Origin of the sequence: Pedobacter alluvionis, assembly GCF_003664035.1 — a bacterium.
GTDB lineage: Bacteria > Bacteroidota > Bacteroidia > Sphingobacteriales > Sphingobacteriaceae > Pedobacter > Pedobacter alluvionis.
Genome location: NZ_RCCK01000013.1, coordinates 548,610 through 562,120, shown reverse-complemented (window position 1 = coordinate 562,120; position 13,511 = coordinate 548,610). Strand labels below are relative to the sequence as shown.

Annotated in this window: 15 protein-coding genes; 10 read left to right on the top strand and 5 right to left on the bottom strand. The window is 37.7% G+C overall.

Features of this window, described 5'->3' with window-relative positions:
- Nucleotides 1–6: 6 nt before the first annotated feature.
- Together BCL90_RS19220 and BCL90_RS19215 are read left to right on the top strand one after the other, a co-directional pair.
- A complete protein-coding gene (locus tag BCL90_RS19220; protein WP_121285957.1) occupies nucleotides 7–930 on the top strand; it encodes a TIGR01777 family oxidoreductase in 924 nt (307 codons plus the stop codon).
- A gap of 25 nt (nucleotides 931–955) precedes the next feature.
- Nucleotides 956–1,411: an SRPBCC family protein gene (locus BCL90_RS19215; RefSeq protein ID WP_121285954.1), complete on the top strand. Its 456-nt coding sequence runs from the start codon at nucleotides 956–958 to the stop codon at nucleotides 1,409–1,411.
- 40 nt (nucleotides 1,412–1,451) lie between these two features.
- On the opposite strand, the gene BCL90_RS19210 is transcribed toward BCL90_RS19215, so the two are convergent.
- From BCL90_RS19210 to uvrB, 3 genes are all read right to left on the bottom strand, one after another.
- Nucleotides 1,452–1,703, bottom strand: coding sequence for a DUF4834 family protein (locus BCL90_RS19210; protein WP_121285951.1), 252 nt, complete (start codon nucleotides 1,701–1,703; stop codon nucleotides 1,452–1,454).
- A 127-nt stretch (nucleotides 1,704–1,830) separates the two neighbouring features.
- On the bottom strand, nucleotides 1,831–2,028 hold the full coding sequence (locus tag BCL90_RS19205) for a YwbE family protein (protein ID WP_086548157.1): 198 nt from the start codon (nucleotides 2,026–2,028) through the stop codon (nucleotides 1,831–1,833).
- 137 nt (nucleotides 2,029–2,165) lie between these two features.
- Nucleotides 2,166–4,208 (bottom strand): excinuclease ABC subunit UvrB, encoded by a 2,043-nt coding sequence (gene uvrB, locus BCL90_RS19200; protein WP_121285948.1) that lies wholly within the window; start codon nucleotides 4,206–4,208, stop codon nucleotides 2,166–2,168.
- Nucleotides 4,209–4,418: 210 nt separating this feature from the next.
- Between uvrB and BCL90_RS19195 the strand changes: the two genes are divergently transcribed.
- Nucleotides 4,419–5,579, top strand: coding sequence for an ATP-binding protein (locus BCL90_RS19195; RefSeq protein WP_121285945.1), 1,161 nt, complete (start codon nucleotides 4,419–4,421; stop codon nucleotides 5,577–5,579).
- An 84-nt stretch (nucleotides 5,580–5,663) separates the two neighbouring features.
- Here the strand turns inward: BCL90_RS19195 and BCL90_RS19190 are convergent, their stop codons facing one another.
- Nucleotides 5,664–8,036: a M1 family metallopeptidase gene (locus tag BCL90_RS19190; RefSeq protein WP_121285942.1), complete on the bottom strand. Its 2,373-nt coding sequence runs from the start codon at nucleotides 8,034–8,036 to the stop codon at nucleotides 5,664–5,666.
- Between the two features lie 10 nt (nucleotides 8,037–8,046).
- Entirely contained in the window at nucleotides 8,047–8,631 is a 585-nt protein-coding gene (locus tag BCL90_RS19185) for a HupE/UreJ family protein (protein WP_208529767.1), read from the bottom strand.
- Nucleotides 8,632–8,822: 191 nt separating this feature from the next.
- Between BCL90_RS19185 and BCL90_RS19180 the strand changes: the two genes are divergently transcribed.
- The 7 genes from BCL90_RS19180 to BCL90_RS19155 all read left to right on the top strand — a co-directional run bounded on the left by BCL90_RS19180 (nucleotide 8,823) and on the right by BCL90_RS19155 (nucleotide 13,462).
- Nucleotides 8,823–9,329: a DUF6702 family protein gene (locus BCL90_RS19180; RefSeq protein WP_121285939.1), complete on the top strand. Its 507-nt coding sequence runs from the start codon at nucleotides 8,823–8,825 to the stop codon at nucleotides 9,327–9,329.
- A gap of 136 nt (nucleotides 9,330–9,465) precedes the next feature.
- Nucleotides 9,466–10,806, top strand: a complete 1,341-nt coding sequence (locus BCL90_RS19175; RefSeq protein ID WP_121285936.1) for a DUF7033 domain-containing protein — start codon at nucleotides 9,466–9,468, stop codon at nucleotides 10,804–10,806.
- Nucleotides 10,807–10,825: 19 nt separating this feature from the next.
- Entirely contained in the window at nucleotides 10,826–11,470 is a 645-nt protein-coding gene (gene upp, locus BCL90_RS19170) for a uracil phosphoribosyltransferase (protein ID WP_121286241.1), read from the top strand.
- A gap of 54 nt (nucleotides 11,471–11,524) precedes the next feature.
- Nucleotides 11,525–11,857 (top strand): low molecular weight protein tyrosine phosphatase family protein, encoded by a 333-nt coding sequence (locus BCL90_RS19165; protein ID WP_121285933.1) that lies wholly within the window; start codon nucleotides 11,525–11,527, stop codon nucleotides 11,855–11,857.
- A 79-nt stretch (nucleotides 11,858–11,936) separates the two neighbouring features.
- On the top strand, nucleotides 11,937–12,392 hold the full coding sequence (locus tag BCL90_RS19160) for a DUF6934 family protein (protein WP_121285930.1): 456 nt from the start codon (nucleotides 11,937–11,939) through the stop codon (nucleotides 12,390–12,392).
- Between the two features lie 41 nt (nucleotides 12,393–12,433).
- Nucleotides 12,434–12,598, top strand: a complete 165-nt coding sequence (locus BCL90_RS25775; protein WP_166792082.1) for a hypothetical protein — start codon at nucleotides 12,434–12,436, stop codon at nucleotides 12,596–12,598.
- A 174-nt stretch (nucleotides 12,599–12,772) separates the two neighbouring features.
- The gene (locus BCL90_RS19155; RefSeq protein ID WP_121285927.1) at nucleotides 12,773–13,462 is read left to right on the top strand and encodes a YjjG family noncanonical pyrimidine nucleotidase; all 690 of its coding nucleotides are present in this window, start codon (nucleotides 12,773–12,775) and stop codon (nucleotides 13,460–13,462) included.
- Nucleotides 13,463–13,511 lie beyond the last annotated feature (49 nt).

The following is a 13,511-nucleotide window of genomic DNA, read 5'->3' as shown; positions in this document are numbered from 1 at the left end:
CAAATCATGAAACACAGAAAAATTGTACTGGCCGGCGGAAATGGTTATTTAGGCAGTGTATTAGCGAAATATTTTAGCAGCAAGGCTGATGAAGTGATCATTCTGGCCAGAAAAGCACAAGCTAAAACGAACAATATTAAAACGTTGGTATGGGATGGCAAAAACATGGGTGAGTGGGCGTACAGCTTACAAGGGGCTGACCTCCTGGTTAACCTTTGCGGCAAAAATGTAAACTGCAGGTATACTGAAAAAAACAAAAAAGAAATTTTTGATTCAAGATTGATTCCCACCCGTTTACTGGGCAGAGCGATCGGAGAAATGGAAAATCCGCCAAAACTTTGGATCAATATTACTTCTGCAACCATTTACCGCCATGCCGAAGACCATCCACAAGATGAGTTTACAGGCGAAATCGGTGAAGGTTTCTCTATTGAGGTTTGCAAAGCCTGGGAAAATAGCTTTTTCGAAACAGACACGCCCGATACTCGAAAAATAGCCCTAAGAATGGGCATTGTTTTAGGTCTGAAAGACGGGGCGTTTCCACGCTTACTTAACCTGGTGAAATTGGGCATGGGTGGTAAACAAGGTGATGGCGAACAGTACATGAGCTGGATCCATGAAGAGGACGCTGCAGGTAGTATAGGATGGCTCCTTGATCACCCTGAAATTGAAGGAATTGTAAACTGCACTGCACCAGAAGTGATTAAAAACCATGTTTTTATGCGCAGCATCAGAAAGGCCTTTGGCCGCACTTTCGGCTTGCCTGCTCCAGCCTGGTTATTGGCTATTGGTGCAAAAATTATTGGAACGGAAACGGAACTGATTTTAAAAAGCAGATGGGTTAAACCAGCAGTGCTGCTACATAGTGGATTTGATTTTAAATACGGAAAGATTGATGAGGCAATGGCAGCCCTGAGCGGAAAACAATAAGGTAATTGTAACAAAACGGACGTATATGCCCACAATTATCTTAAGAACATCGATAAATGCACCGATCGGGCACTGTTTTGATTTATCCAGAAGTATTGATCTTCATTTACAGTCGATGAAATCTTCTGAAGAAAAAGCAATAGCCGGAAAAAATAGTGGTCTGATTGACCTGGATGAATCAGTTACCTGGAGCGCCAGGCACTTTGGCATTTCATTTGAAATGACCAATAAGATTAGTAAGTTGGAATATCCAACGTTTTTCATTGACGAGATGATTAAGGGACCTTTTAAAAAACTCCACCACCAGCATCAGTTTACAATAATAGATGCTCAGACAGAAATGACTGATGTTTTTGAGTTTCAGGCACCCTTTGGCCTATTAGGCTGGTTAGCAGAAAAAATATTTCTTAAAAATTATATGTTGAAACTCATCGAGAAAAGAAATAAGATGATCAAATTTCAGGCTGAAATTACATATTGAATTTAAACAAAAAACCCTGAAACAAGTTCAGGGTTTAGTTTCATTTCACTTCTTCGTAGTCTACGAAGTCGCCGAGTTTATCTGTTTTACTCTGATCGGGCTTTGGAGGCATATAATCTATTGAAATAGAACCTTCAGGTTTTGACCGTCTTTGTTGTTGCTGTTGCCCTGTTGCCTGACTCTGCATTTTGCTAGCCAGGTTATTAAACAGCATTGGCAGAATTAACTTAATCAACATTCTGATCAGCCAAAGTACCAATATTGTGATGAAAATGAATTTTACTAATGCCATTCTTTAAATTACTGTTGTTACAAATATAGACGTCGTAACATTTATTTTGTTACTTTTTTAGCCTTTAATTGCAATCCGATTACAAATATAATACGCAAATCAGGCCATAAAGGTTTTAATATCGCGATTAATCTTCAATAATTTCCGCTACGCGGCCAACCTGCCCATCTTCAAGCCTCACTTTTATCCCTCTGGAATGAAATGCCGATGAAGTAAGCAAATCTTTCACTACACCATAAGTGATGTTTCCAGACCGCTGATCTTTCTTCAATATAATCCCGACTTCTAATCCCGGATAAATGTCCTTTCTGTTTTGACCGTCCATTGTGCTGTATTGTTTGATGATGAAAACATCAAAAATCTATAATTATTTTGAATGTTAAGGCAATTTATTAAAATCTATTCCCGGTTTCTTACCCGGCAATTTAAATGATCTAAAAACCAATTTTTAAACCCAAATTGTTACTTGCCGAACTTTTCGTTAAACATTTTCTCCAGCGCGAACATTTCGTCGCGCAACTTTGCAGCTTGCAAAAAGTCCATATCTTTTGCTGCTTTCTGCATATCCTTACGGGTAGTATCAATTGCTCTTTGCAGTTCGGCCTTACCCATATACTGCACAATCGGATCTGCTGCAATACTGATTTCTGCATTTTCTACATAAGCCCTGGCTTTATTATCACTTGCCTTTTGAGAGAAATCGAGTACCGATGTTTGCTCTAAAATTGCTTCTCTTGATTTTCCGACTGTTTTTGGTGTAATGCCATGTTCAAGGTTGTATGCAATCTGTATATCTCTACGTCTGTTCGTTTCAGAGATGGTTTTTTCCATACTATCTGTAATGCCATCAGCATACATAATTACACGTCCTTTATCATTACGGGCGGCACGGCCAATGGTTTGAATCAGCGATTTTTCAGACCGTAAGAAACCTTCTTTATCCGCATCTAAAATAGCAACCAGGGTAACCTCCGGTAAGTCCAAACCTTCACGTAGCAGGTTAATACCTACTAAAACGTCAAATTCGCCTAAACGTAAGCCGCGTAGAATTTCTACCCGCTCTAAAGTTTTAATTTCGGAGTGGATGTACCTGGTTTTAATGTTTAAGCGATCAAGATATTTTGTCAATTCTTCAGCCATGCGTTTGGTTAGGGTAGTCACCAAAATACGTCCGCCATCTTTTATAGTAATGTCTATTTCATCCAAAAGATCATCAACCTGGTTAATGGCAGGTCTGATCTCTATAACAGGATCCAATAAGCCGGTTGGCCTGATTACCTGCTCTACCACCACTCCTTCTGATTTTTCCAATTCATATTCTGCAGGTGTTGCACTCACATAAATGGTTTGTGGTGCAAGGGCTTCGAATTCGTTAAAATTTAAAGGGCGGTTATCCAATGCAGCCGGTAAACGAAACCCATATTCAACTAAAGATAATTTCCTCGATCTATCGCCACCGTACATCGCCCTGATCTGCGGAACGGTAACGTGGCTTTCGTCAATGACCATTAAATAATCTTCAGGGAAGTAATCCAGCAGGCAGAAAGGACGCATACCGGGCTGCCTTCCATCAAAGAAACGCGAATAGTTTTCAATCCCTGAACAATAGCCTAGTTCTTTCATCATTTCAATATCGAAATTGGTCCGTTCTTCCAGTCTTTTGGCTTCCAATAAGTGTCTATCGGCAATCAATTGGTTTTTACGGATTTCCAGTTCTTCCTGTATACCCCAAATAGATGAATTGAACCTATCTTTTGGCGTAACGAAAAGGTTGGCAGGATAAATAGCCATATCTTCCAGTTTTTCGAGGGTTTTGCCCGAAACAGGGTCAATTGCCGAAAGTTCTTCAATATCATCGCCGAAAAAAGAAATGCGGTAGGCATGATCCAGATAGGCAGGATAAATGTCTACGGTATCGCCCTTTACCCTAAAAGTCCCCCTTTTAAATTCGGTTGTGGTACGCGAGTATAAAATCTCCACCAAACTATGCAAAAATGCATTTCTCGAAATCCGAAGCCCTACACCAAAGCGAAAAACCATCCGGGAAAAATCTTCCGGATTACCCATACCATAAATGCATGAGATGGATGATACCACGATAATGTCGCGCCTACCGCTCATTAGTGATGACGTGGTACGTAAACGCAGTTTTTCAATCTCCTCGTTAATACTTAAATCCTTTTCGATATAAGTATTGCTTGAGGCGATAAAGGCTTCTGGCTGATAATAATCGTAATAAGAAACAAAGTAATTTACCGAGTTTTCGGGAAAGAAATTTTTGAACTCTCCGTAAAGCTGTGCTGCCAAAGTTTTATTGTGACTTAAAATCAAGGTAGGCTTTTGGGTCTGCTCAATTACATTGGCCACGGTAAACGTTTTTCCAGATCCAGTTACGCCCAATAAGGTTTGATAATGTTCGTTAGCATTTACACCATCCACCAGCTGTTTAATGGCACTAGGCTGATCTCCGGTAGGTTGATATTCTGAGGTGATTTTAAATTTCATGAGTAAATCAAATATACGATTTAGGGACTAAACAGTAAAACAGGCGAAAGTCAGGAAAGTTGGAGATTGACCGGTTAATAAAAATTTTAAGATTATATAAATAATATATGAGAAAAATTAAATATTGCGTTTAAAACGTTTAAATGGATATCAACCTAGTAAATCGAAAGTTTAACTTTTGATTTACTAGGTTTTTACGTATATTTGTTTATGCTAATTATCAGAAATCTTGCAGCACAGTTAAAGAATAAGCTTAAAAAGTCTCCCGCAATCGCAATCCTCGGGCCACGGCAGGTTGGAAAAACTACTTTAGCAAAAAGTTTAAGCAGCGATTACATCTACCTTGACATGGAAAATCCCCGGGATGTGGCTAAGCTACAGGATGCTTATACTTTTTTAGAAAGCTTGCAAGATTATACCGTAATTATTGATGAGGTTCAATTATTGCCGGAATTATTTTCTTTATTACGCCCTTTAATTGATGCAAAAAGAACTCCTGGAAGATTTATATTGCTTGGATCTGCTTCTCCTGAATTGGTTAAGGGGGTTTCTGAAACATTAGCTGGAAGAATTTCTTACAATGAATTATGTCCTATAGGATTAACTGAACTGCCGGAAGAATTAAACTTTGAGCAACACTGGTTTCGTGGTGGGTTTCCAGAATCTATATTGGCAGAAACCGATCTGTTAAGTAAAGAATGGATTGATGATTTTATTGTAAGTTATGTAGAAAGAGACTTGGCTAAGATGTTTAACGTGGACCTGGCGCCAACTTTGCTAAGAAACTTTTGGAGTATGCTTGCTCATTTGAATGGAAATTTATTTAATGGAGAGTCTTTCGCTAGATCGTTAGGCGTAAGCGCACCTACTGTTAATAAGTATTTAGATTTTTTAGAGGGAGGATTTTTGATCAGACGTTTGCAGCCGTGGTTTGTTAATGCGAAAAAGCGCTTGATTAAGTCGCCTAAGACATATATAAGGGATACAGGGATTCTTCATCGTTTATTAAATATTCCAGGTTATAATGATCTTTTTGGTCACCCAGCTATAGGCGCATCCTGGGAGGGCTATGTAATTGAGCAGATTTATCAGATGAAAGCAAAGCAGACTGACCTTTTTTTTTACAGGACACAAACCGGAGCAGAATGTGATTTAATCCTCGTTCAAGGCATTACACCAATAGCATGTATTGAAATTAAACTGTCGAATGCTCCAACAGTATCAAAAGGGTTTGTAAGTTGCATAAAGGATCTGGAACCGAAGTATAAATATATCATTACGCCAAAAAGCGAAACTTACCCGGCATCAAATGATATAACAGTAATCAATCTAAAAAATTTCTTAGTGAATGTTTTACCTCAAATACAATAAAAAATCCCCGTTGAAGAAAATTCAACGGGGATTTTTATAAGTGTCGTCATCTCGACTGAAGCGCAGCGGAATGGAGAGAAATCATTATTTCCCTGCAGCGACCTGCATTGGATTTTTACCAACCGACTGGCCTCTTACAGCACCGCCGGCTTTCATTTTGTAAACTTTGAATTTGCTTTCTTTTGCTTTACCGCCCCAACTATTGTTTGAGGTATCAATATCAGCAGTTTCACGTAATGGGTCGACTAAAATTGAAGCAACTTCTTTGTTTTTTACGTAGAATTTCGAAGTTTTCAGTTCATTATGTCTCCAGATCTGTGCCGGGATACGGTCGATCTCTTTGGTGCCATCTTTATAGGTAAACTCCACAATAACAGGCATTACTAAACCACCTTTGTTACTAAAGCTTAATTCATATAAAAACTGGTTGGCGTATTTACTTTGATCGGATTCTGCAACAACTTCTAAAGGTGGTGTCATATCCATTTTTGTAGCTACAGTAGTGTCAATTTTTACCAATCCTCTATCGTATTTATAATAAAAATCCTGTGCTGCAGTATTCTTATCAACATAGAAGTTGATTTTTTTATCCTCGCGGTTTCTGATTTTTGAAATATCTTCAAAAGCATTCACCGCAGGTTTATCAATTTTCACCATCCTCGATCTGGTAGCAGGAACTTCTTTAGGGAAATCGGCTTTAGCAAATTTTACGCTATCCAATGAGATATCACATGGATCTGTTCCATAAAACCAACCTCGCCAAAACCAATCTAAATCTTCACCACTGGCATCTTCCATGGTACGGAAAAGATCTGCCGGTTGTGGATGTTTAAAAGCCCATCTTTTTGCATATTCTTTAAATGCGTAATCGAATAGTTCTCTGCCCATAATGGTTTCGCGAAGTATATTCAGGCCTGTAGCCGGTTTTGAATAAGCATTTGGGCCAAAACGTGCAATGTTTTCTGAGTTGGTCATAATGGGTTCCAACTCATCTTTAGGCAGTTTCATATAATCAACAATGGTGTAGGCAGGCCCTTTTTTACTTGGGAATTTGTTATCCCAAAGCTCTTCGGTTAAATATTCAACAAACGAGTTCAAACCTTCATCCATCCAGGTCCATTGACGTTCGTCGCTATTTACAATCATCGGGAAAAAGTTGTGCCCAACCTCATGGATAATTACACCAAGCATTCCGTTTTTGGTGCTTTCGCTATAAGTTCCGTCTGCATCCGTACGGCCATAGTTAAAACAAATCATCGGATATTCCATTCCATTGGCTGCTTCGATACTTTGCGCAACCGGGTAAGGATAAGGAATGGTAAAATCTGAATAGGTTTTAATAGTGTGTGCTACTGCACGTGTAGAAAATTTACTGTACAGGTTGTAAGCTTCTTTTCCATAAAAACTCATACACATTACGGTATTGTTGTTGGCCTGGATTTTTTGTGGCATGGCATCCCAGATAAACTTACGGGAAGAAGTCCATGCAAAATCGCGAACATTACTGGCATTGAAAACCCAGGTTTTTTTAGTGGTTGATTTTTTGGTTTCCGCTATTTTAGCTTCAGCCAAAGTTTGAATCTCTACAGGTGCAGCCGCCGTTTTTGCAGCATTGTACCTGCTTAACTGCATAGGGTTTAAAACAGCGCTATAGTTGATACATTCGCCAGTTGAGCCAACAAGGTGGTCAGCAGGAACAGTCATCTGTACTTTAAAATCGCCAAAAGTTAAAGCAAACTCGCCTCTTCCTGTAAACTGGTGGTTCTGCCAGCCTTGAAAATCGCTGTACACACACAAACGTGGGTACCATTGTGTCATGGTAAACAGGTAATTGCCATCAGCCGGGAAAAACTCGTAACCACCGCGGCCACCAACACTCATTCTGTCGGTAATTTTATAGTTCCAGTCGATATTGAAAATCAATTTCTGTCCGGTTCTTAAAGCTACTGGCAAATCAATCCTCATCATGGTTTTATTAACCGTATATTTTAGGTTTTTACCTGTTGCATCCGTTAATTTGGTAATGTTAATCCCATCGCCATTGTTAGCAGTTGCACTTAACTGGTCCAAACTTTTGGTTGTGCCCATAAGAGGCGTTTTGGTAGCATCCTGATAGTTTGCGTTCTTATCGGTGCTATGCTCGTTTTCATCAAGTTGCAACCAGATATAAGTTAGAGGATCAGGAGAGTTGTTGGTATAAGTTACGGTTTCAGATCCCGTAAGCAACAGGTTTTTTTCATCCAGCTCACATTTAATGTTATAATCGGCACGTTGCTGCCAGTATTTAACGCCCGGTGCGCCACTGGCTGTGCGCTGTTCATTTGGTGTTGGCAAAATAGTGCCCAATTGCTCAAACTTATTCCCGTGGTTGCTCCCAGGGTTATTCTGAATATTTTGAGCCATAGCTAAACTTCCAGAAAGAAATAGCAAGCCGGTTAAAGTAAATAGTTTATTCATTATATGTTTATTAAAAAGGAATTCGTTCTAAAGCCATCTTTAAAGCCAGGCTGAATACGGCTGCTGATATAAATAAAACCCAACTCATACGTTTTATGCGGGTGTAATTGAAAATTAAAAAAGTAATTAAAAGAATGATAATCACCATAAAAATCTGTCCTGCCTCAAGCCCTACATTAAAGCCGAATAATCCCCAGCCAATATTCTGGTCTTTTGCCAACATGATCCTGATGGAATTAGCGAAACCCATGCCATGGATCAATCCAAAACCCAATGCCAAAAAGTAATTGATCTTAATGGATTTTAAGGAGAAATTCTTTCTGAACAAATTGCTGATAGCCGTAATGACAATGGTACAGGGAATCAAAAACTCTACCCACTTACTATCAAACCTAATGATATCCAATACGCTTAAAAGTAAGGTAAATGAGTGACCTATGGTAAAGGCCGTAACCAATACAAGTACCTGCTTTAAATTGACATAACTGTAAATAGCCACCAGGGCTAAAACAAACAGCTGGTGATCTAAAGCGTCGGCACTGATAATATGCTCCCAACCCAATTTAAAATAAAAGATAAAATCTTGCAACGGCATGAAATAATAAGCTAACTATTGGATTTAAAATAGTTTATAAAGCTTAAAATTATGTTTTTAATTGCAAAAAGCCCAAATATCCTTAAAACAAAAGCATAAATCTTAAATTTGTTACTGTTTTTGTGTTATTTATGCCAATTATTTGGTTTTAGCTTTAAATCCTAACTTTGTTTTCTCTTAAGAAAAAAATTATGCGTAAATTAAAATATACCCTGCTGTTTTTGTGTTGTGCCTTTTTTTCTGTTAAAGCTGGTATAAAACACCCGTTGCATGTAAGCACAACTGAAGTAAACTTTAATGCAAAGGATAAAACTTTAGAAATAAGCTGTAAAATCTTTTCAGACGATTTCGAGGCAATTTTAGCCAAATTATACAAACAGAAAACCGATCTGAGCAATCCGAATATGAAAGGTACAATGGACGAATTGGTCAAAAAATACCTGCTTTCTCATTTACAGCTAAAAGCCAACGGCAAAGCTGTTGCCATGAACTACATCGGATTTGAGATCGACCATGAGGCCACTAATATTTACCTGGAAGTTGAAAAAGTTGCAGCTATAAAATCTGTTGAGGTTAACGATAGCATTTTATACGATATGTTCGATGATCAGATGAGTATCGTACACGTGGTGAAAGGTAGCAATCGTAAAAGCACCAAAATCCTTTACCCCGAAAAGAAATTCACGGCAAACTTTTAATTGTAATTTTTGTATTAGATAATGATTCAGAGTTAAATTACCGTTAATTTTAATGGTCAATATTAGTTAGGTTAATATAGGCTGAGAAATATTTCTTGTAATCTTTTTTTAAATACAGCGTTGTTAAAAATAAGTTATGCATCTAATCATCTTCTCCAACATATTAACGCCTCGGATTAAATATATCTTCAATTTCATTTTTAAAGAGATCCTTAAAGCAGAATTAGAATTTACGAGCAATAGCACATATTTTCTGCAAAGCGAACACATTAAAATCAGTTATGGCGATGAACCCTTAGGCGAAGAACTTTTCTTTAAAAGTACACCTTTGCTTTTCTCTAATAAATTAGAAGAAATTAAACTGAAGACCGTTTCATTTGGAGAATACCAGGCTCCTTTTCCGGTAGAGCAATCTGCCTTACCATTCGATGTTTTTGCTGCGTCCTTTTTTGTAATCAGCAGGTATGAAGAATACCTTCATCAGCGAAATACGATAGAAGAGTTTAAGCCCTCAAAAAGTTATCAGCATAAATGGAGGGGTCTGGATAAGCCGATTATTGATGAGTGGGCATTAATCATTAAAAGTATCATCAGGAAAAAGCATCCAACTTTTAAGTTTCAGGAAAAGAAATTTCAGCACCGGACTACCATCCATTTTAGTATGTTACCGCATTTGCCTGATGGTTTCTTAAACAGAACCAAATTTATTTTCAGCGCTGTATTTAAAAAAGAGAATAATTACCTGGGTTCGGAATTTGACAGGTTAACAGGAGTTGGGATTAATAATGAACAAGTGCTTGAGCAGGTAAAGCAAATCTTTGTTTCTAAAAAAAGCAATCCACTTTATTTTGTCGATTTCCCTGAGGTTCCGATGGATTACATCAGAATAGACAACATTGCTAAAATCTTGAATAATCAATCAGTTGGATTGTTAAGGCCCTGCGCCAGCAACACTCAAAAGATGACTGAAATTAAAGAAGGTTTGGTTAAGCTCAAAAAAACCCAGCCAAACCTCACTACCTCAACCAGCCAACAGTTAGAAGCATTAAAATTCCCGATCTGTTATTTAAATGTTCTTAATTCGGGCATTACTTCCGATTATTCTATGGGTTATGGCAATGCACCAGGATTTAGGGCGGGAACGTGCACTCCGTTTAACTGGTATGATCTCCAGCTCGAGAAAGTAACACCCCTGGTAGTTCATTCCTATTGCTTAACCGATCATATCTTTCAATTTTTAAGCCATGAAGCAGCAACAGAAAAAATACATCAATGTATAGATGCAGTAAAAATGGTAAACGGCAACTTTTATAGCAGCTGGAGCTTGAAAAGTTTATCAGATCATCCTAAATACAAGAAGTTAAAAATACTTTTAGAGAAATGCTTAATTATGCAGGGAATTGATTTTAGTTTAACATTATCTGGCTCAGAATTGCTAATTTTAATTATTAATCCCATAATTGTCGCAAACCCCTAATTTTTCAAGAAACCAGATGATGATTTTTGATGTAAGCAAGACAAAATCTATCGCCAATACTTTTATTGCCGAACTTCGGGACGAGCATATCCAGAAAGACTCAATGCGTTTCCGCAAAAACCTCGAAAGACTTGGTGAGTTCTTTGCTTACGAGATCAGCAGATCATTGACATACACTCACCAGGAAATCGTAACGCCTTTAGGTGTGTCATCTTGTGAAGTTTTAAGCCAACAGCCTGTTTTAGCTACCATACTCCGGGCGGGGTTACCACTTCAACAGGGCCTGCTCAACATCTTCGACAAAGCCGAATGCTGCTTTATTTCTGCTTATCGCAAAGTAGATAAGGGCGGCGATTTTGTAATTCAAATGGATTACATTTCTACTCCGGATTTAGAAGGAAAAGTTTTAATTATGGCCGATCCAATGCTGGCCACCGGACAAAGCATGGTGATGTGCTGTAAAGAGCTGATTAACCGCTACAAAATTGCCGAGCTTCATATCGTTGCTGCAATAGCGAGTGCAGAAGGTGTTGCCCACGTACGTGCCAACCTGCCTAAAGCAAAACTTTGGCTTGGGGCAATAGATGAGGAAATGACCAGTAAATCTTACATCGTACCGGGTCTTGGCGATGCCGGGGATTTAGCTTATGGAGAGAAGATTTAGGTTAGTTATTAGTCTGAAGTCTTTGGTTCCGAGTCTTGTAACGCTCAATATAAAATGAATATCCTCTTTGTTTGCAGTAGAAATAAATGGCGTAGTGCTACTGCCGAAACCATTTATAAGAACCATCCCGAACACCAGGTACGCTCAGCCGGCACTGAGCCATCGGCAAGAATTAAAATCAGTGCAAAACTGATTATCTGGGCAGATCTCATCTTTGTGATGGAGAAAAAACATAAACAGAGGATTTTCGAACGTTTTGCTGAAGAAATGTACGAAAAGGAAATTATTACGCTCGATATTCCGGATGATTATCAGTACATGGATGAGGAGCTTATCGAGGAGATTAACGCAAAGGTGGGAGATTATTTACAGAAGATTCGTAAATAAATAGATTAAAGCGCCGTCATGATTTAACCAACTGAATAACAGTGTTTAAATTAAATTTACTATGTTTGAAGAAGACTGAATGACATTATGTTTTTGGATCAATTATGAGTATTTTGCTAAAGACAACTTTTTAACCTATCAATTCACTAGTGAAGGAATAAATGGTTCTATCGAAAAAATTGTTCAATATTCAAAATTAACTGTGCCTAGCATTGGTACAGTATATAACCTTGGTTTTGGTGATCTTACTGCGGATGGTAATATTAGCGATACTGTAAATAGTAATAATGGAGATATGAAGAAAGTTCTTTCTACCGTCGCCAATACTGTTTATGATTTTACGGAACATTATCCTAATCAATTTATTTTTGCACATGGAAGTACTCCAATCAGAACTAAACTATATCAAAGGAAAATAATACAGATGTTACCAATAATTAGCACAGAATTTGATATCTATGGACTTAATAAGGCAGGGTGGGTAGAACTTACCGTTGCAGAGGAGTATAGGGCTTTCTTGATAAAGAAGAAATAATCAGTTATATTTGATAACAATATATAGAGAGGAGAGATTATATGCCTACTACAGTTAAAAAAGGTAACCAACATACTGATCATGGTAATGCTGTAATCAGTAAGCATGTTAAAGGTTATGAAAATGATCTGTATTTTGTCAAGAAAGCAGATAAAGCAACAGAAATACTTGAGAAATTCGGTCTTCCGGATGTAAAGAAAAAATAAATATAATGCCTGAGGTTTTCAGGCATTATTTGTTTAAAGTCCAAACTAGCCAGACTGTCAATTTATTATATCTTAATGATTAAAGGGCAGTATTAATAGAAACGCTTAAACTGAAACCTTTCTGATTACCTATAAATCAAAGATCATTAAGCTACCTTTGTGAAAACGTCACAAATGAAAAAACATATATTCTTCGACCTTGACCATACCATCTGGGATTTTGACCGCAATGCCGAAGAAACATTAAACGAGCTTTATCATACTTATAAACTGGATGAACTCGGCCTTAAATCCTGCGCCGATTTTATCTCCACTTACACCGAAAATAACCATCAATTGTGGGCCGATTACCACTTGGGCAAAATCACAAAAGATTTTTTAAGATCGGAGCGCTTTAGCAAAACGTTTATTCAATTGGGAATTCATCCTGATGTTGTTCCTCATCAATTTGAAGACGACTATGTAAATATTTCACCAACTAAAACAAATTTGTTCGAAGGAGCAGAAAACGTTTTGGGCTATCTTCAACAAAAGTATACTCTGCATATTATTTCTAATGGGTTTAAGGAAACAACCTTAACCAAAATGAATCTTTCGAATCTTAATCCATATTTCGAAAATGTAATTATTTCGGAAGATGTGGGGGTAAATAAACCAAATCCTGTCATTTTTGAATATGCATTGGATAAAGCAAAGGCTTTAAAGACAGAAAGCATTATGGTTGGCGACAGTTTAGAAGCCGATATTTATGGTGCTTTAGGTTTTGGTATGGAGGCCATCTTTTTTAATCCTTTGAAAAAAGAAAAACCTGAAGATGTAAAACAGGAAATCTTTCATTTAGAAGAATTATTAAAACTTTTTTAATCCTACTCCTTTTTTGTTTGGTTTTGGCATTTGTTTGGCATTAATTCAA